20 protein-coding genes are annotated in these 22855 nt (G+C 70.8%); 15 read left to right on the plus strand and 5 right to left on the minus strand.

What is annotated here, in order from left to right; all coding sequences use genetic code 11:
* Positions 1-32: 32 nt before the first annotated feature.
* Positions 33-398, minus strand: a complete 366-nt coding sequence (locus tag ASF68_RS07240) for a sterol carrier family protein (protein WP_056008719.1) — start codon at positions 396-398, stop codon at positions 33-35.
* 38 nt (positions 399-436) lie between these two features.
* On the opposite strand from ASF68_RS07240, the gene purD reads away from it, so the two are divergent.
* The 3 genes from purD (at position 437) to ASF68_RS07255 (ending at position 3224) form a co-directional block, all read left to right on the plus strand.
* Positions 437-1702: a phosphoribosylamine--glycine ligase gene (gene purD, locus ASF68_RS07245; RefSeq protein WP_056008722.1), complete on the plus strand. Its 1266-nt coding sequence runs from the start codon at positions 437-439 to the stop codon at positions 1700-1702.
* A gap of 19 nt (positions 1703-1721) precedes the next feature.
* Complete coding sequence (locus ASF68_RS07250; RefSeq protein ID WP_056008724.1) at positions 1722-2573, plus strand: alpha/beta fold hydrolase; 852 nt, start codon at positions 1722-1724, stop codon at positions 2571-2573.
* 150 nt (positions 2574-2723) lie between these two features.
* Complete coding sequence (locus tag ASF68_RS07255; RefSeq protein ID WP_056008727.1) at positions 2724-3224, plus strand: 2'-5' RNA ligase family protein; 501 nt, start codon at positions 2724-2726, stop codon at positions 3222-3224.
* Between the two features lie 27 nt (positions 3225-3251).
* On the opposite strand, the gene ASF68_RS07260 is transcribed toward ASF68_RS07255, so the two are convergent.
* Complete coding sequence (locus tag ASF68_RS07260; RefSeq protein WP_056008729.1) at positions 3252-4823, minus strand: DHA2 family efflux MFS transporter permease subunit; 1572 nt, start codon at positions 4821-4823, stop codon at positions 3252-3254.
* 149 nt (positions 4824-4972) lie between these two features.
* On the opposite strand from ASF68_RS07260, the gene ASF68_RS07265 reads away from it, so the two are divergent.
* Entirely contained in the window at positions 4973-5917 is a 945-nt protein-coding gene (locus ASF68_RS07265; protein WP_056011536.1) for a phosphoribosylaminoimidazolesuccinocarboxamide synthase, read from the plus strand.
* Between the two features lie 47 nt (positions 5918-5964).
* On the opposite strand, the gene ASF68_RS07270 is transcribed toward ASF68_RS07265, so the two are convergent.
* Positions 5965-6669, minus strand: coding sequence for a hypothetical protein (locus tag ASF68_RS07270; RefSeq protein WP_056008731.1), 705 nt, complete (start codon positions 6667-6669; stop codon positions 5965-5967).
* Between the two features lie 181 nt (positions 6670-6850).
* A complete protein-coding gene (locus ASF68_RS07275; RefSeq protein WP_056008733.1) occupies positions 6851-7978 on the minus strand; it encodes an alcohol dehydrogenase catalytic domain-containing protein in 1128 nt (375 codons plus the stop codon).
* 188 nt (positions 7979-8166) lie between these two features.
* Between ASF68_RS07275 and ASF68_RS07280 the strand changes: the two genes are divergently transcribed.
* Entirely contained in the window at positions 8167-9303 is a 1137-nt protein-coding gene (locus tag ASF68_RS07280) for an alpha/beta hydrolase (RefSeq protein ID WP_056008734.1), read from the plus strand.
* Between the two features lie 19 nt (positions 9304-9322).
* Here ASF68_RS07280 and ASF68_RS07285 read toward each other — a convergent pair whose 3' ends face one another.
* On the minus strand, positions 9323-10912 hold the full coding sequence (locus ASF68_RS07285) for a PucR family transcriptional regulator (RefSeq protein WP_056008736.1): 1590 nt from the start codon (positions 10910-10912) through the stop codon (positions 9323-9325).
* A 158-nt stretch (positions 10913-11070) separates the two neighbouring features.
* Between ASF68_RS07285 and gabT the strand changes: the two genes are divergently transcribed.
* The 10 genes from gabT to ASF68_RS07335 all read left to right on the plus strand — a co-directional run bounded on the left by gabT (position 11071) and on the right by ASF68_RS07335 (position 22813).
* Positions 11071-12435: a 4-aminobutyrate--2-oxoglutarate transaminase gene (gabT, locus tag ASF68_RS07290; protein WP_056011539.1), complete on the plus strand. Its 1365-nt coding sequence runs from the start codon at positions 11071-11073 to the stop codon at positions 12433-12435.
* A gap of 177 nt (positions 12436-12612) precedes the next feature.
* Positions 12613-14079 (plus strand): NAD-dependent succinate-semialdehyde dehydrogenase, encoded by a 1467-nt coding sequence (locus tag ASF68_RS07295; protein WP_056008740.1) that lies wholly within the window; start codon positions 12613-12615, stop codon positions 14077-14079.
* A 255-nt stretch (positions 14080-14334) separates the two neighbouring features.
* A complete protein-coding gene (locus ASF68_RS07300; RefSeq protein ID WP_056008743.1) occupies positions 14335-15693 on the plus strand; it encodes an NAD(P)/FAD-dependent oxidoreductase in 1359 nt (452 codons plus the stop codon).
* A gap of 119 nt (positions 15694-15812) precedes the next feature.
* A complete protein-coding gene (locus ASF68_RS07305) occupies positions 15813-16709 on the plus strand; it encodes a universal stress protein (protein ID WP_056008746.1) in 897 nt (298 codons plus the stop codon).
* The gene (locus tag ASF68_RS07310; protein ID WP_056008748.1) at positions 16706-18283 is read left to right on the plus strand and encodes an APC family permease; all 1578 of its coding nucleotides are present in this window, start codon (positions 16706-16708) and stop codon (positions 18281-18283) included. Before ASF68_RS07305 ends, ASF68_RS07310 begins: the two co-directional genes overlap by 4 nt.
* 104 nt (positions 18284-18387) lie before the next feature.
* Positions 18388-18648 carry a phosphoribosylformylglycinamidine synthase subunit PurS gene (purS, locus tag ASF68_RS07315; protein WP_056008751.1) on the plus strand — a complete coding sequence of 87 codons (261 nt, stop codon included), beginning with the start codon at positions 18388-18390 and terminating at the stop codon, positions 18646-18648.
* The gene (gene purQ, locus ASF68_RS07320; protein WP_056008754.1) at positions 18645-19346 is read left to right on the plus strand and encodes a phosphoribosylformylglycinamidine synthase subunit PurQ; all 702 of its coding nucleotides are present in this window, start codon (positions 18645-18647) and stop codon (positions 19344-19346) included. The genes purS and purQ overlap by 4 nt, the downstream gene beginning before the upstream one ends.
* Before the next feature lie 177 nt (positions 19347-19523).
* A complete protein-coding gene (locus ASF68_RS07325; protein ID WP_056008757.1) occupies positions 19524-20231 on the plus strand; it encodes a FadR/GntR family transcriptional regulator in 708 nt (235 codons plus the stop codon).
* A gap of 326 nt (positions 20232-20557) precedes the next feature.
* Positions 20558-21829, plus strand: coding sequence for an HNH endonuclease signature motif containing protein (locus tag ASF68_RS07330; protein ID WP_082498522.1), 1272 nt, complete (start codon positions 20558-20560; stop codon positions 21827-21829).
* 96 nt (positions 21830-21925) lie between these two features.
* A complete protein-coding gene (locus ASF68_RS07335) occupies positions 21926-22813 on the plus strand; it encodes an NAD(P)-dependent oxidoreductase (protein WP_056008763.1) in 888 nt (295 codons plus the stop codon).
* Positions 22814-22855: the final 42 nt, after the last annotated feature.

Consider the following 22855-nt stretch of genomic DNA (forward strand, 5'->3'; position numbering starts at 1 on the left):
GAGCCGCGTCGGTCGGCGGTCGGCGGCAGGGCTCAGCGCGGCAGGAGCAGGGGCACGAGACCGGAGAGGTCCGCCCGTTGCCCCGAAGCGTGGACCGTCCCTCCGGCCATCGCCGCGGCCCAGTCGATGCGGCCCGAGGCGAGGGCGAGCCAGGTGGACGCGTCCATCTCCACGACGTTCGGCGGTGTTCCCCGGGTGTGCCGCGGGCCCTCGATGCACTGCACCGCTCCGAACGGCGGCACCCGTACCTCGACGGTGTTGCCCGGCGCCCGTTCGACGAGGAGCTCCAGCAGGTACCGCACCGCGGTCGCCATGTCGGTGCGCGCCACCGGTCCGTCACCGAGCGCCTGCTCGAGGGCGGCGCGACCGACGGCGTCGGTGATCCTGGGTCTGACCATGCATCCGAGGCTAGGGCATTGCGCCTTAAGCTAGACGGGTGAAGATCCTCGTCCTCGGTTCCGGTGCCCGCGAGCACGCCATCATCAAGGCTCTCCTCTCCGAAGAGGCCGGGCACCACATCATCGCCGCCCCCGGCAACGCGGGCATCGCGGGGGATGTGACCGTGGTCGGCATCGACCAGGAGAACCCGTCGATCGTCCGCGACTTCGCCCGCGACGAAGCGGTCGACCTCGTCGTCATCGGTCCGGAGGCGCCGCTCGTCGCCGGCGTGGCCGACAAGCTGCGCGCCGCCGGCATCCCGGTCTTCGGCCCCAACCGCTCCGCCGCCGCCCTCGAGGGCTCGAAGTCCTTCGCCAAGCGCATCATGGACGAAGCCGGTGTGCCCACGGGCCGCGCCGTCCGTGCCGAGGACCTCGACGCGGCGATCGCCGCCCTCGACGAGTTCGGCGCCCCCTACGTCGTCAAGGCCGACGGCCTCGCCGCGGGCAAGGGCGTCCTCGTCACCCACGACCGCGAAGCGGCCATCCAGCACGCGACCAACTGGCTCGGCTACGGCGGCATCCTCGTGGAGGAGTTCCTCGACGGCCAGGAGGTCTCCCTCTTCTTCATCACCGACGGCGAGACGGTACTCCCCCTGTCCCCGGCGCAGGACTACAAGCGCCTGCTCGACGGCGACGCCGGGCCGAACACCGGCGGCATGGGCGCGTACTCGCCGCTGCCCTGGCTCGACAACCGCTTTGGCAGCGAGACCGCCTTCGTCGACGAGGTCCTCGAGACCGTCGCGATGCCGGTCGTCCGGCAGCTGGCCTCGGAGGGCAACCCGTTCCAGGGGCTGCTCTACGCCGGCCTCATCCTCACCGAGCGCGGCATCCGCGTAATCGAGTTCAACGCCCGGTTCGGCGACCCCGAGACGCAGGTCGTGCTGCCGCGCCTCGTGACGCCGCTGTCGGCACTCCTCCTCGGTTCGGCCACCGGCACCCTCGGCGAGCAGCCGCGCCCGGCCTTCGCCGAGGCCAGCGCCGTCACCGTGGTGCTCGCGAGCCAGAACTACCCGGAGACGCCGGTCACCGGGCGCGGGATCACCGGTCTCGACGCCGCGGTCGCGGTGGAGGGCGTCCACCTGGTGCACGCCGCGACGGCGGACGTCGACGGCGGGCTCGTCGCCACGGGCGGTCGTGTGCTCAACGTGGTGGCGCTCGGGTCGACCTTCGCCGAGGCGCGGGGCCGGGCGTACGAGGCGCTGTCGCGCATCGAGCTCGAGGGCGGGCAGTACCGCACCGACATCGCCGCACGCGTCTCCTGACGCCACGACGACCGACACCATGCCGAGCCTCACGAGTCACGACGGCACACGCCTGCACGTCGACGTCATCGGCGACGAGTCGCTCCCGCCGTTGGTCGTGCTCGCCGGCGGCCCGGCCCGCCACCCGGTCTACCTCGGCGACCTCGGCGGTCTGAGCACTCGCCGGCGGTTGATCGTCCTCCACCAGCGTGGGGTCGGCGAGTCGGACGCCGGCCCGGCCGGGACGACGGCGAGGTGGCCGGAACTCGCTGAGGACGTGGAGGCGGTCCGTCTGTGGTTGGGCCTCGACCGTTTCGAGCTGCTCGCCCACTCCGCCGGCACGCGGGTCGCGATCAGTTACGCCGCCCGGTACCCGCAGCACCTCGACCGCCTCTGCCTCGTCACCCCTCCGGCCACCTGGCTGGTGGACGCTGATGACGACAGCGCCGAGATCATCGCCCGGCACGCCGCCGCGGACTGGTACCCGGGCTTCCTCGACGCGCTCCCGGCGCTCCTCGCCGCGCCGGACTCGGCGACCGGCAACCGGCTCTTCCCCGCGGTCGCCCCCATCGCCTGGGGCGACTGGGACGAGACGGCGCAGGAGCACGAGCGACTGGGCGCCTGGCACCCGGCGGCGCAGGACGCGTTCGTCCACACGCCGACGCCCGACGAGGTCGAGGACCTCCGCGACGCGCTCCGCCACCTCGCGGCACCCGTCCTCGTCGTCGCCGGATCCGAGGACGGCCTCACCGGACTCGCACCGGTCCTCGACCTCGCGAAGCGCTTCCCGCTCGGGCAGGCGATCGTGCTCGACGGCTGCGGCCACTACCCCTGGGTCGAGCAGCCGCGGTCCTTCGCCGCCGCCGTGACCCCGTTCTTCCCCGCTGACTGAGGCCCGACCGCAAGCCCTGCCACCGAGAACCCGTCCGGTGTTGACTGGTGCGGTGCAGACGTTCCTCCCGTACCCCGACTTCCACGCCAGCGCCGAGGTCCTCGACGACCCGGCGACGCTGGACGACGTCTGGCCGGTGGCGACGGACTGATGGTGCACAGCGTCGATCTGACCTTCGACGACGAGCTCGACGCTGCCGTCCGAGCGCGCTGGCGTGCCCTGTCGGACCTCGGCCTGCCGAGCCTGTCGACGCATCAGGGCGCCAGCAACCGCCCGCACATCACCCTGCTCGCCGGGGAGACACTGGACCTGCATGGGCGGCCGGTCTTCGAGCCGTTCTCCGTCCGGCTCGGGGCGCCGCTGACCTTCCCGCGCCGATCGGGCGCGGTGCTCGCGCTCGGCGTCGTGCCGACCCTGGAACTCCTCGCGCTGCACCGTCGGGTCGCCGCCGTGGTCGAGGGTGGGTTCGACCACACGCGACCGGGAGCCTGGACGCCGCACGTCACGCTCTCCCGACGCATCGTCGCGGAGCAGACCGGAGCCGCGCTCGAGGCACTGGCCTCGCTCGGGCCGCTTCCGGACGGTGAGGTCCTCGGCCTCCGGTTCTGGAACGGCGACACCAGGACGGTCACGGAGCTCCTCGCCCCCTGACCCGCCCGGCGCCGCCGCAGCGTCCGGCTACTCCGTCTCGACCCGCGCGGCCTCGGCAGCCGCAGCGGCCTGGCCGTGCTGGGTCTCGGGCGTCGACCACGCCGCAGCCTTCGGCTTCTGGAAGAACAGGACGATGATCGCGCCGAGGAGGGCGAACCCTGCCGGGAGGAGCAGCGACTGCGACATCGCCGCGGTGAAGCCCGCGTGCAGGGCCTCGGGGAGCTCCCCGCCGGTCACCTCGCTCACGCCGCCGGTCGCCCCACCGGGAGCCGCCGGGAGTTCCGCCGCGAGTCGACCCTGGATGAGGGCGGCGATGGCTGCGCTGCCGAGGACGGCACCGATCTGACGGGTGGTGTTGAAGACACCCGAGCCGGCGCCCGCCTGGTGCTGTGGCAGACCACGGGTGGTGAGGTTCGAGACCGGACCCCACATGAACCCGTTCGCCAGGCCGAGGACGGCGCTCGGGAGCAGCAGCATGAGGATCGGCTGCTCCGGTGTCAGCAGGATCGAGTACCACCCGAGCGACAGCGCGAGCAGCAGGAGCCCGGCGAGCGCGAACCACTTCGGGTTCACGCGGTCGATGGCCCGACCGACGACCGGCGCCAGCCCGGCGGACAGCACGGCCATCGGGACGAGCATGAGCGCCGACTGCGTCGGGGTCAGCCCGCGCACCGTCTGGTAGAAGAACACGAGCGGCAGCGACAGGCTCGTCACCGTGAAGCCGATCGTCGAGATCGCCAGGTTGCCGACCGAGAAGTTGCGGTCGCGGAAGAGCGCCAGCGGGAGCAGCGGCTCGCCCTTCATGACGGCCTGCCAGACGACGAAGAGGGCCAGCACGACGACCCCCGCGATGATGAGGCTCCACACGGTGATCGGGCCGGCGATCGTCCCCCACTCGTAGCTCTGGCCCTCCTGGATACCGAACACGAGCAGGAACATGCCGAGCCCGCTGAGCACGACGCCGAGGATGTCGAAGCGGTGCGGGTGGGTGGCGAGGGCGGGCACGTTGCGCCAGACCATGATGAACCCGACGATGCCGACGGGCACGTTGATGAAGAAGATCCACTCCCAACCGAAGCCGTCGACGAGCACCCCGCCGAGGATCGGGCCGACGAGGGTCGCGACACCGGCGGTCGCACCCCAGAGACCCATGGCCGCGCCGCGGCGGTCGGGCGGGAAGATGCGCGTGATGACGGCCATGGTCTGCGGCGTCATGAGCGCGGCGCCGAGCCCCTGCACGACGCGCGCGACGATCAGCGTCTCGATGGTGCCGGAGAACCCGCACCAGAGTGACGCGAGCGTGAAGACGACGAGGCCGACGAGGTAGAGGTTCTTCGGCCCGAAGCGGTCGCCGAGGCGGCCGGTGATGAGCAACGGCACCGCGTAGGCGAGCAGGTACGCGCTCGTCACCCAGATGACGTTGTTGATGTCGGTGTCGAGGCCGCGCATGATCGCCGGGTTCGCGACCGACACGATGGTGGTGTCGATCAGGATCATGAAGAAGCCGATGACCAGGGACCAGAGGGCCGGCCACGGCCGCACCGCTCCCGGGGCCGGACCGCTGACACCCTGCGGTGGCGTGGACGAGGAGGTGGACATGGTGTCGCTTTCTGCGGGGAGGAGGAGGTCGCACGGCCTGCTCGTGGAGTGGGGCGCGGGCACCCGGCACATGCCAGGCGAGGGCGCGGGTGGAATATACGCCCATGCACCCACCCTCGCAAGCCCGCCGTCGGTCCCGCATGCCGCCGATGCAGGATACTGGTGGGGTGAGCGCATCCTCGGACACCAACGACTGGAACCACGTCTACTCGGGCAAGGTCCGAGATCTGTACGAACCGGCCGAGGGCCCCGAGGACGTCCTGCTCGTCGTGGCGAGCGACCGCGTGAGCGCCTTCGACCACGTCCTCGAACCGGGCATCCCCGGCAAGGGCGAGCTCCTCACCAGCCTGAGCCTCTGGTGGTTCGACCAGCTGCGGGACGTCCCGAACCACCTCGTCCCCGACCACCGACTCGACGCCTCGGGTGTCGCCGTCGCGACGATCCCCGACGCGTTCGCCGGCCGGGCGATGCTCGTCCGGAAGCTCGACATGTTCCCCGTCGAGTGCGTCGTGCGCGGCTACCTGACGGGCTCCGGTTGGAAGGAGTACGTCGCCAGCCGCACCGTCTGCGGCATCCCCCTGCCGGACGGACTGCGCGACGGCGACCAGCTGCCGGAGCCGCTCTTCACGCCCGCGTACAAGGCACCGCTCGGCGAGCACGACGAGAACATCTCGTTCAGTCGCATGGTCGAGCTCATCGGCGAGGACGACGCGGTCGCCCTGAAGGATCTGTCCCTCGAGATCTACCGGACGGCGTCGATGACCGCCGAGCGCCACGGGGTGATCCTCGCCGACACGAAGTTCGAGTTCGGCCGGAACCCGGAGACCGGCGTCATCACCCTCGGGGACGAGGTGCTCACCTCCGACTCCAGCCGGTACTGGGATCGCGACGTCTACCTCGCCGGCGACGACCCCACCGAGCGCATGGCCAGCTTCGACAAGCAGATCGTGCGCAACTGGCTCGCCCACAACTGGGACCAGCACGACGAGGCGACCCCCACGCCGCCGACGCTGCCGTCCGAGATCGTCACGCAGACCGCGGCACGGTACCGCGAACTCCTCGAACGCCTCACGGGCCTCCCGCACGCTCGCTGACCACGGCGAGGGTCTCGCCGACGGCAGCTCAGCTCAGCGCAGGCCGCTCAGAGCATGCGTCGACGGGCTCGGAGTCGCGCACCGTCGGCCGCGATGGCCTGTGCGTCGGGCAGCGGCCCCTCCGGCACGATGACGCCCATGAGCTGGGCCGTCTTCTCGAGCGCGTCGCGCGCGTCGTCGGCAGCGAGCTGCGCCTCGACGAGGTCGCACTCGTCGTCGGCTCCCACCTCGCGTCGAGCCGCGCTGCGCTCCATCAGCTCGCGCTGCAACCGTTCGGCGGTGGCGTACATGCGGGTGAGCGTCCAGAGTGACGTCCAGGAGACGTCGTCGCTCAGGCCGATCAGGTGGTCGTTGAGCGGGTCGACCCAGCGCGATGGCTGGTGACCGCCGTCCAGCCGACGATGGTGGTTCCGCCGCTCGGCCCAGACGAGCAGGAGGACGGCGACGAGGATCACGCCGAGCAGTGCGCCGACGACGTCGAGTCCCGGGGCCCATTCCGGGTCGAAGCCGGGGAGTGAGACGGACCGGGTCTCGTCGTGGACGAGCATCCACTCCACGAGCACACCCACGGCCGCACCGACGATGAAGCCGACCAGAAGGAGGAACGTGCCGAGGAGGATGGTGATCCGACGTCGGAGCTGGTGGACGCGCTCCTGACCCGCGGTGAGCTCGCCTCGTTCCGCGAATGGATCCACGATCATGAGGCGGCCACCCACCCGGACCACACCGGGGTGGCGAGTCGTGACCGTCATGGCCCGAGGATACCCCACAAGGTGGGTGATCCGGGGCGTTTCGGGGCTCGGGATCGGCGGGAATCCGCGGAAAAGCCAGTGTGCTGGCCCCCGGAATGGGGGGCGCCCGAAGGGGTCACGTCGTGCGACGGCGATGGCCGGGCGGCGCACCGAGTCATGCGCGGCTCCGAGCGCTGGTGACTCAGGGCCGTACCCCGACCCGGGGGAACGCACCGGACGCGGCGGCGATGAGCGCCTCATCGACGTCGTCCAACGCGAACTCGGCACCGACCAGCTCGGCGAAGGGGTAGCGGCGCCACGCCCCGGTCAGGAAGTCGACGGCTCGCTGCAGGTCGCGCGGCCGGGAGTCGTGCACGCCGCGCACGGTCAGGAGACCGCGCACGATGCGTTCGGCGTCGATGCCGAGCGGCGCGCCGGGTGACTCGCTGCCCACGAGCACCGCGGTTCCGCCGATCGACAGCGCGCCGATCGCGGCGTCGACGCCGCTCGCCTCACCGGACACCTCGAGGGCGACCGGGAAGCCCTCGACACCCGCCGCGAGACGCGCGAGGTCGAGGTGCTCGGCCTCGCCGGCGGCCGGGTCCACGGTCGCGACCGCCCCGAAGCGCCCGGCGAGCGAGCGACGGGCCGGATCGGGGTCACTCACCACGACGCGCGCGCCGGCGTCCGTCGCGATGGCCGTGACCGTGAGCCCGAGCATCCCCGCGCCGGTGACGAGGACCGCGGTTCCGGTCAGGTCGCGCCCGGCGGCGTCGAGTGCGGCGATCGCGGTGGCCGTTGCACAGGAGGCGGGTGCGAAGACGGCGGCGGGCGGCGTCTCCCCGACGATGACGATGGCCGTGCCCTCGAGGAGCTCGACGTGGGTCGCGAACCCACCGCTCAACTCCCACCCGCGATGCACGCGGTCGTGTCCGTACGTGGCGCGTCGGCGGCAGGTCTGCTGGAGGTCGGCGGAGCACCGGTCGCAGACGCCGCAGCTCACGACGACCGACCACACGACGCGCATGCCGGCCACGAGGAGCGTGCCGTCCATCGCCGTCACCGGGCCGCCGACCGCGACGACACGACCGACCTGTTCGTGCCCGAGGACGAGGGGCGTCGCCGCTTCACGGTGCCCCAGGACGGTGTGGACGTCGGAGCCGCACACCGTCGCGAGCTCCACCTCCACGAGCACGTCTCCCGACCCGAGGGTGACACCCGGGACCGCCATCGCCTGGTGACGCGTGCCGGGCCCCTGCCAGACCATGGCGACGGGCGACGGCCGGACGAAGACGTCCTTGCCGACGTGAGCGGTGAGCGTCGTGTGCATGGTTCCCCCGTTGCCGTCTCCGCCACGCTATGAGTGGCACCCGAACAGGGCCGGGACGCCCGGTGAACAGCAGGTGAACCAGCGGCGACGGATGCGACCGACCGCCTCAGCGCCACGGCTCGAACGCCTCGGGCCACCAGCCCTAGACTGCTGTGACCCACTGTCCCGATGAGAGCAGGCGAGCTGACATGCCCCTCGATCCGATCTTCGTGGAACGGGCGCGGACGCACCGTGCCTACCTCATCTCGAGTGCGCTCGAGCAGGCGAAGGCGTTCTTCCTCCGGCCGAAGACGACGACCGTGAAGCGGCCGCAGCCGACCCCGGACACGACGCCGGAACCTGGTCGACCGAAGCAGCCACCGAAGACGACGGCGGCCACCACCACGGCGGCCCCTCGCCGGAAGAAGACCCGCAAGCAGCATCGCAAGGCGGCCCTCAACTGGGACAAGAAGGAACTCGCGACGGTCGGTGTGCCCGGCCCGGCCTTGCGCATCGAGGAGCACACCGTCCCCGTCACCGGGTTCCCCGACGTCCGTGTGCGGCTCTACTACCCGCCGGGCTCCGACGCCGGTACGCCGGTGCCCGCCGTCCTGTCCTGCTTCGGTGGTGCGTTCCGGATCGGCGGCATCGACTACCCGACGACCGACGCGGGCTTCCGGCGGCGGGCGGCGGACGCGGGCGTCGTGATCGCGGCCGTCGACTACGCACTCGCGCCGGAACACCGGTACCCGACGCAACTCGAGCAGGCCCATGCGGCGCTCGAGTGGCTCTTCACCGAGGCGAGGACGCTCGGGGTCGACGCCGAACGCATCGCCGTGGCCGGGGTGTCGGCCGGCGGCAGCATCGCAGCGGCGCTCACCCTGCTGAATCGCGAACGCGGCCGGCGCCCGGTCCGTCTCCAACTGCTCGAGGTGCCCGTCACCGACCTCACCGGAGGCCACATCGACCTCCGACCCGTCCGTGAGATGGGCATTCCGCGCTTCTTCGCGATCAAGGAGCTGCGGTCCGTGGCGAAGACGTACCTCCTCGACCGCCGTCAGGCGAAGGAGCCCCACGCGTCGCCGCTGCTCGCCCGTTCGCACGCCGACCTCCCGCGCGCGGTGATCCTCACGGCCGAATACGACCCGCTGCGCGGCGACGGTGCGGCGTACCTCGCCGCCCTCCGGGCCGACGGCGTCGACGCGAGCGGGGTGCTCTACCTCGGCGCGACGCACGACACGCCCATCTTCGGCGGGGTGCTGCCGACCGCGCGCCGCTGGCACGACGACGTCGTCACCGCGCTCCGCTCGCTCCACGACGAGCCCCCGGTGGCCTCGGGCGAGTAGCCGACCGGACGCACGCTGGTCAGTCCCGCGCGCTGCCCGAGCCTGAGCCCGAGCCCGAGCCCGCATCCTCGAGACTCACGAGCGCGAGCCAGACCTCCGTCCGCGCCGCGAAGGTGTCGAGTGGGCGCTCCAGCAGCCGCTCCACCCTGGTGATCCGGTTCCGCAGCGTGTGCCGATGGATCCCGAGGCGTTTCGCGGCCGGATCCCACTGGCCGTTGGCCTCGAGCCACTGCCGGAGACTCTCGACGAGTGCTGAGCCCTCCTCGCGGTCGGCGAGCAGCACGGGCCCCAGGAGGTCCTCCGCGACCGGACGTGACCGTGCGGCGTCGAGGAGGCCGGTCATCCCACCGACCGCGAGCGCCCCGAACCGCTCGATCGACCGTCCCTCGGCCGCCGCCTGCGCGTGGGCCGACACCGCCTGGCCGACACCGAGGGCGAGGTCCGCGAGTCCGACCGCACGGGACAGCCCGAGATGACGGCCTGGCGTGCCGCCGAACAGCCCCTCAAGCACGGCGTCCAAGCCGGGCGTGTCGGAAGCGATCAGGGACAGTCGGCCGTCGTGTTCCGCCACGAACAGGTCCCCGACGGCGAGCGCCGCGGCACGCTCGAGCTCGCTGAGCAACGCCTCCCGGCCGTCGTCGGCGGCGGTGGCCACGCCGACGCGGACGGCGCCCGACGGGAGGGGCGTCGCGAGTTCCTCGGCGACGGTTCCGGCGGCATCGGACTCACCGGCGAGCAGCAACCGCCAGACGCCGAGCCGTAACGCTCGACCGGCCCGTCCGAGCGCCCCGCCCTGTTCCAGGGTGAGGCCCGTGATCGCGACGACGGAGGTCACGACGCCCTGGGCAGCGGCGTCGAGCGGGCCGTCGGCGCCGCCGATCGCGAGCACCCCACGGAGGTCGCCGCGGCGGCCGAGCGTCTGCAGCGAGACCGTCCCGCTCGGGCTCGTGAACGTCGCCCCGGATCGCTGGCCGCGTCGGAGGAGCCCCTGCGCCTCCTCCGCGACCCGCTCGACGAGGCGGTCTCGGCCGCGGAGCCGCCCTCCGTCGGCAGCGGCGTCGGCGATGGTCGCGGCATGGGCGTCGAGCAGCACGACCCAGGCGCCGAGCGCGCGGGCGAGCTCGGTCACGACCGCGTGCGAGGCGTCCGGGCGGAGCGCCGCGAAGGCGATGGACCGCTGGGCGGCGAGGGCCCAGGCGTCCCGTTCCCGGTCGGCTTCGGCGATGAGGTCGGCGGCGTAGCGGATGACCGCGATGAAGGGTGTGCGGTAGGGCACCTCGAACAGCGGGACGCCGTGCTCGGCACAGGCCTGGGCGAGTTCCGACGGCGGGCCGGCGGTGATGACCTCGGTGCCGAACCCGAGGGCGGCGACGCCCGCCGCGGCGAGGCGTGCCACGTACGCCTCCACCTGCGTGGCGGACACGGCCGTGCCGAACTGGGTGCCGGTCGTCAGGACGATCTGGTCCGCGATCAGGAACGGGGTCGGGTCCGGGAGGTCGGAGCTCGACACCCACGCCACCGGACGCTCGAGCGATCCGGCCGTCCCGGCGACGACGAGTCGGAGACCGAGGGCGTGACGATCGAGGAGGTGCTGCAACGACGGGGCCATGGCGTGAGTCTACGTCGCTGTGCCAATCCGTCCAATGGTGATGCTCAACATCGACGAACTGTCGAGTGTCCCGGGGATCGGCGCTGCCTAGCATGGCTGCATCACGAGCGGTCGACGTCGAGCAGCGGCGGCCGACCGCCAGATCGAACGGAGCATCGATGACGAGCATGAGCAGCGCCCCCACGACCGACGTCCTCGGCGGACCTGCACTCCCACAGGAACGTCGTCTCGTCACCGCCATCCCCGGACCGATCTCCGAAGAGCTCATGGCCAGGAAGCACGCCGCGGTGGCGTCCGGGGTCGGCACCACGATGCCCGTCTTCGCAGCGGGCGCCGGCGGCGGAGTCCTCGTCGACGTCGACGGCAACTCGCTCATCGACCTCGGGTCCGGGATCGCCGTGACGGGTGTCGGCAACAGCAACCCACGCGTGGTCGAAGCGGTGACCCGTCAGCTGCAGGAGTTCACCCACACCTGCTTCACGATCACCCCGTACGACTCCTACGTCGAGGTCGCCGAAGCCCTGAACCGACTGACCCCCGGCGACCACGCGAAGCGCACGGCGCTGTTCAACTCCGGCGCGGAAGCCGTCGAGAACGCCGTGAAGATCGCGCGGAGCCACACGAAGAAGCAGGCGGTCGTCGCGTTCGACCACGCCTACCACGGCCGCACGAACCTCACGATGGCCCTCACCGCGAAGTCCATGCCGTACAAGAGCGGCTTCGGGCCGTTCGCCTCCGAGGTGTACCGCGCGCCACTCTCCTACCCGTTCCGTGACGGCGGGCTGTCCGGTGCCGAGGCGGCGCAGCGGGCGATCACGCAGATCGAGAAGCAGATCGGCGCGGACAACCTGGCCGCGATCATCATCGAACCCATCCAGGGCGAGGGTGGCTTCATCGTCCCGGCGGACGGCTTCCTCCCCGCCCTGCTCGACTGGGCCCGCGCGAACGACGTCGTCTTCATCGCCGACGAGGTGCAGACCGGGTTCGCCCGCACCGGCGCCATGTTCGCGTCCGAGCACTTCGGTGTCGTGCCGGACCTCATCATCACCGCCAAGGGCATCGCGGGCGGGCTGCCGCTCTCGGCCGTGACCGGACGTGCGGACATCATGGACGCCCCGCACGCCGGCGGTCTCGGCGGGACCTACGGGGGGAACCCGCTCGCCTGCGTCGCCGCGCTCGCCGCCATCGAAGCGTACGAGGAGGACGACCTCGCCGCTGCGGCCCGAGCGATCGAGACGCGCATCGTGGACCGGTTCACCGCCGCGCAAGCGACCGACCCGCGCATCGGCGACATCCGCGGACGCGGTGCCATGATGGCCGTCGAGTTCGTCGACCCGGCCACCGGCGAACCGGATGCGACGCTCACCGCGCGCGTCGCGAAAGCCTCGCACCAGGCCGGCGTGATCGTGCTCACCTGCGGCACCTACGGCAACGTGGTCCGGTTCCTCCCGCCGCTCACCATCCCACTCGAGCTGCTCGACGAGGGACTCGACGTCGTGCTCGAGGCACTCGCCACGAGCTGACGCCGCACCCTTCGACGAGCGGTCCCTGAGCCGGTCGAAGGGCGGAACGGCACGAGCCCGCTCCCCAGCACCCCGGCGACTCCACGACATCGCAACCCCGCTCACCGAGCTTGTCGAGGGGCACGCACGCTGAAACACTGTCACCGACGCCATCGACCCCAGCAAGGAGCTCCACCCATGACCGATGCACGCGAAACCGAACTGCTCAGCAAGGTCCCGAGCGGCCTCTTCATCGGCGGCGTCTGGCGCGACGCGTCCGACGGGGGCACCCTCACCGTCAGCGACCCGTCCACGGGCGACGTCATCAAGACCATCGCCGACGCCTCGGTCGCCGACGGCACCGCCGCGCTCGACGCCGCCGTCGCCGCGCAGGACGACTGGGCGGCGACCGCACCCCGTACGCGTTCGAACATCCTCAGGAAGGCGTTCGACCTCCTCCAGGAACGCCGGGACGAGTTCGCGCTGCTCATGACGCTCGAGATGGGCAAACCGCTCGCCGAGGCGAACGGCGAGGTCACCTACGGCGGCGAGTTCCTCCGCTGGTTCTCGGAGGAGGCCGTCCGCATCTCGGGCCGCTACGGCTCCAACCCCGAGGGCACCGGCATGATGACCGTCTCGCAGCACCCCGTGGGGCCCTGCTTCCTCATCACACCGTGGAACTTCCCCCTCGCGATGGCGACCCGCAAGATCGCACCGGCGCTCGCCGCCGGGTGCACCGTCGTCGTGAAGCCGGCGGAGCTCACCCCGCTGACGACCCTTCACTTCGTGAAGCTCCTCGAGGACGCCGGTCTCCCGGCGGGGGTCGTGAACGTCATCACCACGGCCAGCTCCTCGGCCGTGTCCGCACCGATCATCGCCGACCCGCGCCTCCGGAAGCTCAGCTTCACCGGCTCGACGCCGGTGGGCCAGAAGCTCATCGAGCAGTCGGCGAAGAACGTCCTCCGCACCTCCATGGAACTCGGCGGCAACGCCCCGTTCGTGGTGTTCGAGGACGCCGACCTGGACAAGGCCGTGGACGGCGCGATGGCGGCGAAGTTCCGGAACATCGGACAGGCGTGCACCGCGGCGAACCGCTTCATCGTCCACCGCGACGTCGCCGATGAGTTCGCCAAGCGGGTCACCGAACGGGTGCGCGCGTTCCGTATCGGCCGCGGCACCGAGGACGGCGTGACGATCGGCCCGCTCATCGACGACCGCGCCGTCACGAAGGCGAAGACGCTCGTCGCCGACGCCGTCGGACGTGGCGCCCAGGTGCTCACCGGTGGCGAGGCCGTCAAGGGCGCCGGGACGTTCTTCCAGCCGACCGTCGTCACGGGTGTCGTCCCGGGGTCCGACATCCTCCGCGAGGAGATCTTCGGCCCGGTCCTCGCGATCGTCCCGTTCGACGACGAGGACGACGCCGTCCGCCTCGCGAACGACACCGAGTACGGCCTCGTCTCCTACGTCTTCACCACCGACCTTGCGCGCGGACAGCGCATGATCGGCAGGCTGGAGACCGGCATGATGGGCCTGAACGTCGGCGTCATCTCCAACGCGGCGGCGCCGTTCGGCGGGGTCAAGCAGTCCGGCATCGGCCGAGAGGGCGGGCTCGAAGGCATCCACGAGTACCTGTACCCGAAGTACACCATGACGCCCATCGACTGACGGTCGCCACCACCGGACCGACGGACGACGACCGAAAGCGTCGCCGTCCGTCGGATCGACCGTCGAGATCGACACCGACGGTTCCATCCGACAGCGCGAACCGCCATACTCGACTATCGACGTGGATCCCGACCGGGTCACCCACCCGAGCGTCCCGGTCCCCGAGCACCACCCCGGTCCACCCGCACCACCCGATCCCCGAGCACCACCCCGGTCCCTGAGCTTGTCGCAGGGCCACGAACAGGAAGACACCTCATGAGTGCTATCGAACGCGACGTCGTCATCATCGGCGCCGGGGCCTCCGGGCTCACCGCCGCCACCAAGCTCCGCGCAGCCGGCCTGTCCGTCGCCGTCCTCGAGGCTCGCGACCGCGTGGGTGGCCGCCTGTGGACGAACCACATCGACGGCGCGATGCTCGAGCTCGGCGGGCAGTGGGTCTCCCCCGACCAGACGGCGCTCCTCGCCACGCTCGACGAGCTGGGACTCGACACCTACTCTCGCTACCGCGAGGGCGACAGCGTCTACGTCAACGCCGACGGCGTGCGCACCCGCTTCACGGGCGACATCTTCCCCGTGGCCGAGTCGACGGCCGCCGAGATGGAGCGACTGATCACCCTCCTCGACGAGCTCGTGGAACAGGTCGGGGTCACCGAGCCGTGGGCGCACGAGAAGGCGACCGAGTACGACCGCATCTCCTGGAGCGCCTGGTTGGCGGAGCAGACGGACGACGTCGAGGCGCGCGACAACATCGCCCTGTTCATCGCGGCCGCGATGCTCACGAAGCCCTCGCACTCCTTCTCGCTGCTGCAGGCACTGCTCATGGCGGCGTCGGCGGGTAGCTTCACCCACCTCGTCGAGGCGGACTTCATCCTCGACAAGCGGGTCGTCGGCGGCCTGCAGCAGGTCCCGATCAAGCTCGCCGAGGCCCTCGGCGACGACGTCCACCTGTCCTCCCCCGTCCGACGACTCGAGTGGTCCGACGCCGGCGTCTCCGCCGAGGCCGACAAGGTGACGGTGAACGCCCGCTACGCCATCATCGCGGTCCCGCCGAACCTGTACTCGCGGATCGACTTCCAGCCGCCGCTGCCGCGACTCAGCCACCAGATGCACCAGCACATGTCGCTCGGTCTCGTCATCAAGGTGCACGCGGTGTACGAGACGCCGTTCTGGCGCGAGGACGGGCTCTCCGCGACCGCGTTCAGCCCGTACGAGCTCGTGCACGAGGCGTACGACAACACCAACCACGAGGACCCGCGCGGCACCCTCGTCGGGTTCGTCTCGGACGAACGCGCCGACGAGGTCTTCAAGCTGAGCGCCGAGGAGCGCCGGGAGCGCATCCTCACCTCGCTCTCCCACTACTACGGCGAGCAGGCACTGTCGCCCGTCGTGTACTACGAGAGCGACTGGGGCAGCGAGGAGTGGACCCGCGGCGCATACGCGGCCAGCTTCGACCTGGGCGGCCTGTCGCGATACGGCGCCATGCAGTCGACGCCCGTCGGACCGATCTTCTGGTCGACGAGCGACCTCGCGGCCGAGGGCTACCAGCACGTCGACGGCGCGATCCGCAAGGGCGCCGACACCGCCGCAGCGATCATCGCCCGGCACCAGGGGTAGCGTCTCCCGGTCCCTGACCTTGTCGAGGGGCCACCCCCGTCGATACCCTGCACCAACGAAACACCCGCACACCGCCGTGCAGTCCGGCACCTTCGCACCCGATCGAAAGCGAACACCAGATGAGATACATCGTCGGCTACACAGACACTCCGGCCGGTCGCGATGCGCTCGCGCTCGGCATCAGGATCGCGAGGACGACGGGCGCCCGTCTCGACATCGTCCTCGTGCTCGCCAACGAGGAGCGGCCGACGATCACGCCGGCCGACCCCGGTTATGAGCGGTTCCTGCGCGAGACCGCCGAACGCTGGCTCGCGGAGGCCTTGGCCGCCGTCCCGTCCGACGTCATGGCGAAGACCCACCTGGTCTACGACGAGTCGTTCGCGGAGGGGCTGCTGGAGGCCTCCCGCATCCTCGAGGGCGGTCTCATCATCATCGGCGCGGCCCGCGGCGGGCTCCTCGGGCGCTTCACTCTCGGCAGTGTCGCGAACACCCTCCTCCACTCGGCGGTCGTGCCGGTCGCCCTCGCACCGGTCGGGAGCCGCGACCTCCTCGAGGCGCAGCCCACGGGCGGCACGGTGAGCCGCATCACCTGCGCCATCGGCACCAGGGCCGGCGCACACCAACTGCTCGACGCCGCGATCGTCGTCGCGAAGAACGCGGTCATCCCGCTCCGCCTCGTGTCACTCGTCGCCCTCGACCAGCCGGAGGGCGCCGAGCACCCCGAGGCGACCACCCGGGCCGAGGCCCATGCGGCCGAGGTGCTCGCGTACGCGACCGAGCACCTGCCGTCCGACGTCGACGTCACCACGGAGATCGCCTCGGGCACCCGCATCGAGGACGCCGTCGCCGGTCTCGACTGGAAGCCGGCGGAGATCGTCCTCGTCGGCTCCAGCCGGCTCGCCACCCCGAAGCACCTCTTCCTCGGCTCCACCGCAGCGAAGATGCTGCGCGAGCTCCCCGTACCCATGGTGGTCGTGCCCCGCGACTCCGTGCTGACCCTCGGAGACCCGACATGACTCCTCCCGAATCCACCCCGGCGCGCGACGTCGCCCACCCCGAGACGACGGCGACCGGCGCCCTCTCCAAGAAGGGACTCGGCGCCGGGACCGTCGGCCTCGTCGGTGCGATCGTCATCGGCATCTCGTGCATCGCGCCCGCGTACACCCTCACCGGGGCACTCGGCCCGACGGTCGCCGAGGTCGGCACCCATGTGCCCGCGATCTTCCTCGTCGGCTTCATCCCGATGCTGCTCGTCGCCTTCGGCTATCGCGAACTCAACAGCCGCATGCCGGACTCCGGCACCTCGTTCACGTGGGCGACCCGCGCCTTCGGCCCCTGGGTCGGGTGGATGGCCGGGTGGGGCCTCATCGCGGCGACGATCGTCGTGCTCTCCAACCTCGCCGGCATCGCCGTCGACTTCTTCTACCTGATGCTGTCGCAGATCTTCCAGAACCCCGACATCGCCGGCCTGACGTCGAACCCGTTCATCAACGTCATCACGTGTCTCGCATTCATGCTCGGGGCGACGCTCATCTCCTACCGCGACATGCAGACGACGCAGAAACTCCAGTACGTGCTCGTCGGCTTCCAGCTCCTCGTCATGGTGCTGTTCGGCATCATCGCGTTCGCGCACGTCGCGGGCGGCGACGCGTTCGACGCCCTGCCGATCTCACTCGACTGGTTCAACCCCTTCGCGGTCGGCTCGTTCAGCGCGTTCGCCGCCGGCCTGTCGCTCTCGATCTTCATCTTCTGGGGTTGGGACGTCACCTTGACGATGAGTGAGGAGACGAAGGGGTCGAGCTCGACGCCCGGCAAGGCGGCCACCGCCACCGTCGTCATCATCGTCGTCCTGTACCTGTTCCTGTCGGTCGCCCTCATCAACTACGCGGGTGTCGGCGACGGCGAGTTCGGACTCGGCAACGAGGACATCCAGGGCAACGTGTTCTTCTCGCTCGCCGGTCCCATCCTCGGCCCGTTGGCGGTCCTCGTGTCGATCGCCGTACTGTCGTCCTCGGCGGCCTCCCTGCAGTCGACCTTCGTCTCGCCGGCGCGCACCCTGCTCGCCATGGGCCACTACGGCGCCCTGTCGCCGAAGTTCTCCAAGGTGCACCCGAAGTTCTTCACGCCCGGCTACGCCACGATCGTCTCGAGTGTCGTCGCGTCGGTGTTCTACGCGGTCATGCGCTTCATCTCCGAGGACGTGCTCTGGGACACGATCACCACGCTCGGCATGATGATCTGCTTCTACTACGGACTCACCGCGTTCGCGTGCGTCTGGTACTTCCGGAAGCAGTGGTTCTCGAGCGTGCGGAACTGCTTCTTCCAGTTCGTCGCCCCACTCCTCGGCGGACTCATCCTGGGGGTGCTGTTCTTCACGACGATCATCGAGAGCGCCGACCCGTCCTACGGTTCGGGGTCGAACATCGGTGGTGTCGGCCTCGTGTTCATCCTCGGCATGATCATCATCGTGGCGGGCATCGTCATCATGCTCATCCAGGCGAAGCTCCGGCCCGACTTCTTCCGCAACAAGACCCTCGCACGCGGCATCGCGGGTGACGCGAACGAGGCGGACGCCGCACTGCCCGAGTGACCGATCGAGCCCGACACCCGTCCGACGCATCGCATCGGACGGGTGTCGTTCGCTCGACGCTAGACTGTTCGCATCCCCGCCGCGTCGCAACGAAAGAGACCTCCGTGCCGACCATCGTCGTAGAAGTCATGCCGAAAGCCGAACTGCTGGACCCCCAGGGCAAGGCCGTCGCCGGCGCCCTCGCGCGTCTCGGCAAGAGCGAGTTCACCGATGTCCGCATCGGGAAGCGCTTCGAGCTGACGGTCGAGGGCCCCGTCACCGACGCGACGCGCGCGACCGTGCAGCAGATCGCCGACGACATCCTGTCGAACGCCGTGATCGAGGACGTCGTGGCGATCCACTACCCCGAGGGCTCCGAGGCATGACCACCCGCGTCGGCGTCATCACCTTCCCGGGCTCGCTCGACGATCGCGACGCCCAGCGCGCCGTCCGCATGGCCGACGCGGAGCCCGTCGCGCTCTGGCACGGCGACCACGACCTCAAGGGTGTCGACGCGGTGATCCTCCCCGGCGGGTTCAGCTACGGCGACTACCTGCGGGCCGGCGCGATCGCCGCCGTGTCGCCGATCATGACGGAACTCAAGGAGGCGGCCGCGAAGGGCATGCCCATCCTCGGGATCTGCAACGGCTTCCAGATGCTCGTCGAGGCGCACCTGCTGCCCGGTGGCCTCATCCGGAACGCCCACCAGCAGTTCATCCGTCGCGACCAGCTGCTCACGGTCGAGAACGCCGACACCGCTTGGACCCACCAGTTCTCGAAGGGTCAGGAGATCACGATCCCCCTGAAGAATGCGGACGGTGGCTACATCGCCGACGCCGAGACGCTCAAGCGCGTCGAGGGCGAAGGGCTCGTCGCGTTCCGCTACGCGGGCGTCAACCCGAACGGCTCGCTCGACGACATCGCCGGCCTCACGAACCCGGCCGGCAACGTGGTGGGGCTCATGCCGCACCCCGAGCACGCCATCGAGCCGGGCTTCGGGCCCGACACCCCGCTCGCCATGCGTTCCGGCGTTGACGGCCTCGCCTTCTTCACCAGCGCGGTGCAAGCCCTCCAGGCCGTCTAGCCAGCACGCGTCGTCTCCACGCCCGTCCCGATCCGTCGGGGCGGGTGTGTTTGCGTCGACGAAGCGACTTCCGGTCCCTGAGCCCACCCCGGTCCCTGAGCCTGCCCCGGTCCCTGAGCCTGTCGAAGGGCACCACCAGCTACCATCGTCACTGGTCGGACCAATCGAGGGGGCAGCATGTCGGAGCCGCTCGAGGCGCTCGTGGGGAGGCTCGTGGAGCTGGCCACGCCGGAACCCGGCACCACCGCGCGGCGACTGCCACCGGAACGTGAGCTCGGCGAAGCACTGCAGATGAGTCGCGGAGCGCTCCGCGAACACCTGGCCGTGCTCGAACGGCTCGGTTTCCTGCATCGCACCCAGGGCAGAGGCACCTACATCGATGCCCCGGGCGACGACTTCGTCCGCAGTTGGTTCACGATCTCCCGACAGCTCGGGTACCTCACGGATGCCCAGTTCGCGCGGTCGCGGATGCTGCTGGAGGAGACCGTCGCGGAGGCCGCCGCAGGCTTGGTGGGCGACGAGCAGGTCGAGCTCTTGCGCGCAGACGTCGACCGCATGATCGCCGCGACGCTCGCTGGGGACCACGACGCGGCGCTCGAGGCGGATGTCACCTTCCACAGTCGCCTGAACGCGATCGTCGACGACCCGATCCTTCGGCTCATGCACGAGGGCTTCAGCCATGTGCTGCGCGACACGATCCGGCAGCGTCGGCTCCGGGCGATCGAGGTGGAGGAGCCGGATGACCGCGGCGTGCGGCGGACGGACAGCGTGCATCACGCCGTTGTCGACGCCTTGGCGGCTCGTGAGCCCGACGCCGCGAGACGTGCGATGCGTCAGCACTTCGAGGACTGGTTGCAGCTCGGCGCCGACGACCGCCCGCGCTGACCGGCTCGCGACCCCGGACCGGGACCCGTTCCGCTCACCGAGCTTGTCGAGGTGCCCACGGCGGACCTCCATCAAGCGCACCCTTCCCTCTCCGAGCCGGTCGGTGAGGCGCGAGTCTCGGTCCCTGAGCCTGTCGAAGGGCTCCGTGAGGGCACTTCGACAAGCTCAGTGACCGGGAAGCTGTGCGCCGGCGATGCCAGTCCCAGAGACTCGCGCACCGCCTTCGGCGTTCGGTCCCTGAGCTTGTCGAAGGGCCCACGGAGAAGCGTCCACCACCGGGGTTGCTCAGCATCTGGAATGTCAGTGGTCCATGGTGGACTGGAGTCATGACCGAGAGCACCACTTCCGCAGTTCGAGCTGGCGACGAGTACGCCATGCAGCTCGCGGAGTTCTCGGACGAGTACGCGGACATCTGCCGGCAGCAGGCCGTGCTTGCCGCTCGGGCGGCGCGACTCCTGGCTCGCTCGGCGGCCTACGCCGACGCCCTCGCCGACTCGGTCGTCCCGGCCGTGTACCCACCCGCGGAACGGCAGGCCCTCTCCCGCCGATCCACCTGCGCGGCGCTCGCCATGGCTACGCGAACGCCCGAGCAGACGGTTCAGCGGGCGACGAACGAAGCGGAACGGCTCGTGAACGAGGCACCCGCAGTGCTCGCTTCGCTCGAGGCCGGTCGCATCTCCGCCCCGCATGCCCAGACCATCGTCGACCAGCTCAGCGACGTGCCGACCGCGGGTCGGGCGGCGTTCCTGGCGGCAGTGTTGCCAGTTGCAGAACGGTCCACCAACGCGAACCTTCGGAAGCGCGCCCGCGTCCTGCGCGAGCGCCTCCACCCCGAGTCGATCACCGCCCGAGCCCAGCGGTCCGAGGCAGACCGCCGCGTCGAGTTCGAGCGCGCCGCCGACGGCATGGCGTGGGTGCACCTCTTCACCACGGCACCCATTGCGCAGGGCATCATCGAGCGGGTCGAGGCGGCGGCTGCCGAATCACGTAAGGCCGGCGACGCCCGCACGTGCGCGCAACTCCAGGCGGACGCCCTCGCAGCCCTCGCGCTGATCGGAGTGACCCCGGAAGATGTGATGTCGAGCCCGGTGCTCCCGCACCCGATCGAGGTCCAGGAGCACATCAAGCCGACCGTGCAGATCACCGTCCCGGCCTTGAGCCTGGCCGGTGTCTCCGACGCACCGGCGACGCTCGACGGATACGGGCCGATCGATCCCGAGACCGCAGCTCGCATCGCGGTCAACGCACCCTCCTTCACCCGAATCCTCGTGCAGCCGGAAACCGGAGCCGTCCTCTCCGTCGGCCGCGGCCAGTACCGGGTGCCCGCGGATCTCCAGCGCGCTGTGCGCCTCCGAGACGGCACGTGTCGGGCCCCCGGGTGCGGGAGGCGAGCTCGGGCCTGCGATCTCGATCACTCGGTGGCGTGGGAAGACGGCGGCACGACGGATGTCGGGAATCTCGCGTGCCTGTGCCGACATCACCACCGCATGAAGCACCTCCCCGGATGGGACCTCGACCACGGGCCGGGTGGCGTGCTGGACTGGACGACACCCGACGGCAAACGCCATCGAACCGAGCCGGACCCCGCGCCGTTCTGACTACCTCAGGTCCCCGGGCCTGTCGAAGAGCTCCGATGCTTGCCTCCACGGAACGTCGTCGGTACGATTGGTCCAACCAATCTTCTGGAGGACTCCATGGCATCGACGCCACAGCCCGCATCCACCATCACCTTCGTCGGCATCGGTGCGATCGGGTTGCCGATGGCCAGCCAGCTTGCGGCGGCAGGTCACCAGGTCACGGGCGTCGACCCCTTCCCCGCCGCACGGGAACGCGCGTCCGCCGCCGGCGTCGCCGCGGTCGGGTCGATCACCGAAGCACCCCGCGCAGACACCGTCGTCGTCATGGTCGCGACACCCGATCAGCTCGCCGCACTCGTCGACCTCGCCCTCGCCGACACGGACCCGGCCGGCCAGACCTGGATCATCATGAGCACCGTCGGACCCGCCTCCGTCATCGAGCAGGCAGCCCGCCTCGAAGCCGCGGGCGCGGCAGTCGTCGACGCCCCGGTGACCGGCGGCGTGGCACGCGCCAGCACCGGCGAACTCACCATGTTCGTGTCCGGCTCCCCCACCGCGACCGCCGCCACCGCCGGGCCGCTCGCCGCCCTCGGGACCGCCAGGATCGTCGGCGAGGCGATCGGCGACGGACAGGCGATCAAGGTCGTCAACCAGCACCTCTGTGCCGTGCACATCGCCGCTGCCGCGGAAGCCCTCGCACTCGCGACCTCGCTCGGTCTCGACCCCGCGGCCGTCCTCCCCCTCGTCGAGTCCGGCGCGGCCGCATCCTGGATGCTGTCGGACCGCGGACCGCGGATGCTGCAGGACACCGACGCACCGGTGATGAGCCGCGTCGACATCTTCGTGAAGGACACCGGCCTCGTCGCCAGTGCGGCGAGCGCTGCCGGAGCCTCGACCCCCGTCCTCGACGCAGCGCGCGAGCGGTTCCTCGCCGCGGCGGCAGCCGGGCTCGGCGCGCGCGACGACTCGCGGGTCATCGAGACCTACCAGGGAGCCGACGCATGAGTGCGCTCAGGACCGATACCGCACATCGGTCCGATCAGGAGG

The sequence above is a fragment of the Plantibacter sp. Leaf314 genome (genome assembly GCF_001423185.1).
In the GTDB taxonomy this organism is placed as follows: Bacteria; Actinomycetota; Actinomycetes; order Actinomycetales; family Microbacteriaceae; genus Plantibacter.

Coding starts and splice junctions, on each gene's coding strand:
- ASF68_RS07240 (WP_056008719.1), bottom strand. CDS start 398: ATGGTCAGACCCAGGATCACCGACGCCGTCGGTCGCGCCGCCCTCGAG.
- ASF68_RS07250 (WP_056008724.1), top strand. CDS start 1,722: ATGCCGAGCCTCACGAGTCACGACGGCACACGCCTGCACGTCGACGTC.
- ASF68_RS07255 (WP_056008727.1), top strand. CDS start 2,724: ATGGTGCACAGCGTCGATCTGACCTTCGACGACGAGCTCGACGCTGCC.
- ASF68_RS07260 (WP_056008729.1), bottom strand. CDS start 4,823: ATGTCCACCTCCTCGTCCACGCCACCGCAGGGTGTCAGCGGTCCGGCC.
- ASF68_RS07265 (WP_056011536.1), top strand. CDS start 4,973: ATGCAGGATACTGGTGGGGTGAGCGCATCCTCGGACACCAACGACTGG.
- ASF68_RS07270 (WP_056008731.1), bottom strand. CDS start 6,669: ATGACGGTCACGACTCGCCACCCCGGTGTGGTCCGGGTGGGTGGCCGC.
- ASF68_RS07275 (WP_056008733.1), bottom strand. CDS start 7,978: ATGCACACGACGCTCACCGCTCACGTCGGCAAGGACGTCTTCGTCCGG.
- ASF68_RS07280 (WP_056008734.1), top strand. CDS start 8,167: ATGCCCCTCGATCCGATCTTCGTGGAACGGGCGCGGACGCACCGTGCC.
- ASF68_RS07285 (WP_056008736.1), bottom strand. CDS start 10,912: ATGGCCCCGTCGTTGCAGCACCTCCTCGATCGTCACGCCCTCGGTCTC.
- gabT (WP_056011539.1), top strand. CDS start 11,071: ATGACGAGCATGAGCAGCGCCCCCACGACCGACGTCCTCGGCGGACCT.
- ASF68_RS07295 (WP_056008740.1), top strand. CDS start 12,613: ATGACCGATGCACGCGAAACCGAACTGCTCAGCAAGGTCCCGAGCGGC.
- ASF68_RS07300 (WP_056008743.1), top strand. CDS start 14,335: ATGAGTGCTATCGAACGCGACGTCGTCATCATCGGCGCCGGGGCCTCC.
- ASF68_RS07305 (WP_056008746.1), top strand. CDS start 15,813: ATGAGATACATCGTCGGCTACACAGACACTCCGGCCGGTCGCGATGCG.
- ASF68_RS07310 (WP_056008748.1), top strand. CDS start 16,706: ATGACTCCTCCCGAATCCACCCCGGCGCGCGACGTCGCCCACCCCGAG.
- purQ (WP_056008754.1), top strand. CDS start 18,645: ATGACCACCCGCGTCGGCGTCATCACCTTCCCGGGCTCGCTCGACGAT.
- ASF68_RS07325 (WP_056008757.1), top strand. CDS start 19,524: ATGTCGGAGCCGCTCGAGGCGCTCGTGGGGAGGCTCGTGGAGCTGGCC.
- ASF68_RS07330 (WP_082498522.1), top strand. CDS start 20,558: ATGACCGAGAGCACCACTTCCGCAGTTCGAGCTGGCGACGAGTACGCC.
- ASF68_RS07335 (WP_056008763.1), top strand. CDS start 21,926: ATGGCATCGACGCCACAGCCCGCATCCACCATCACCTTCGTCGGCATC.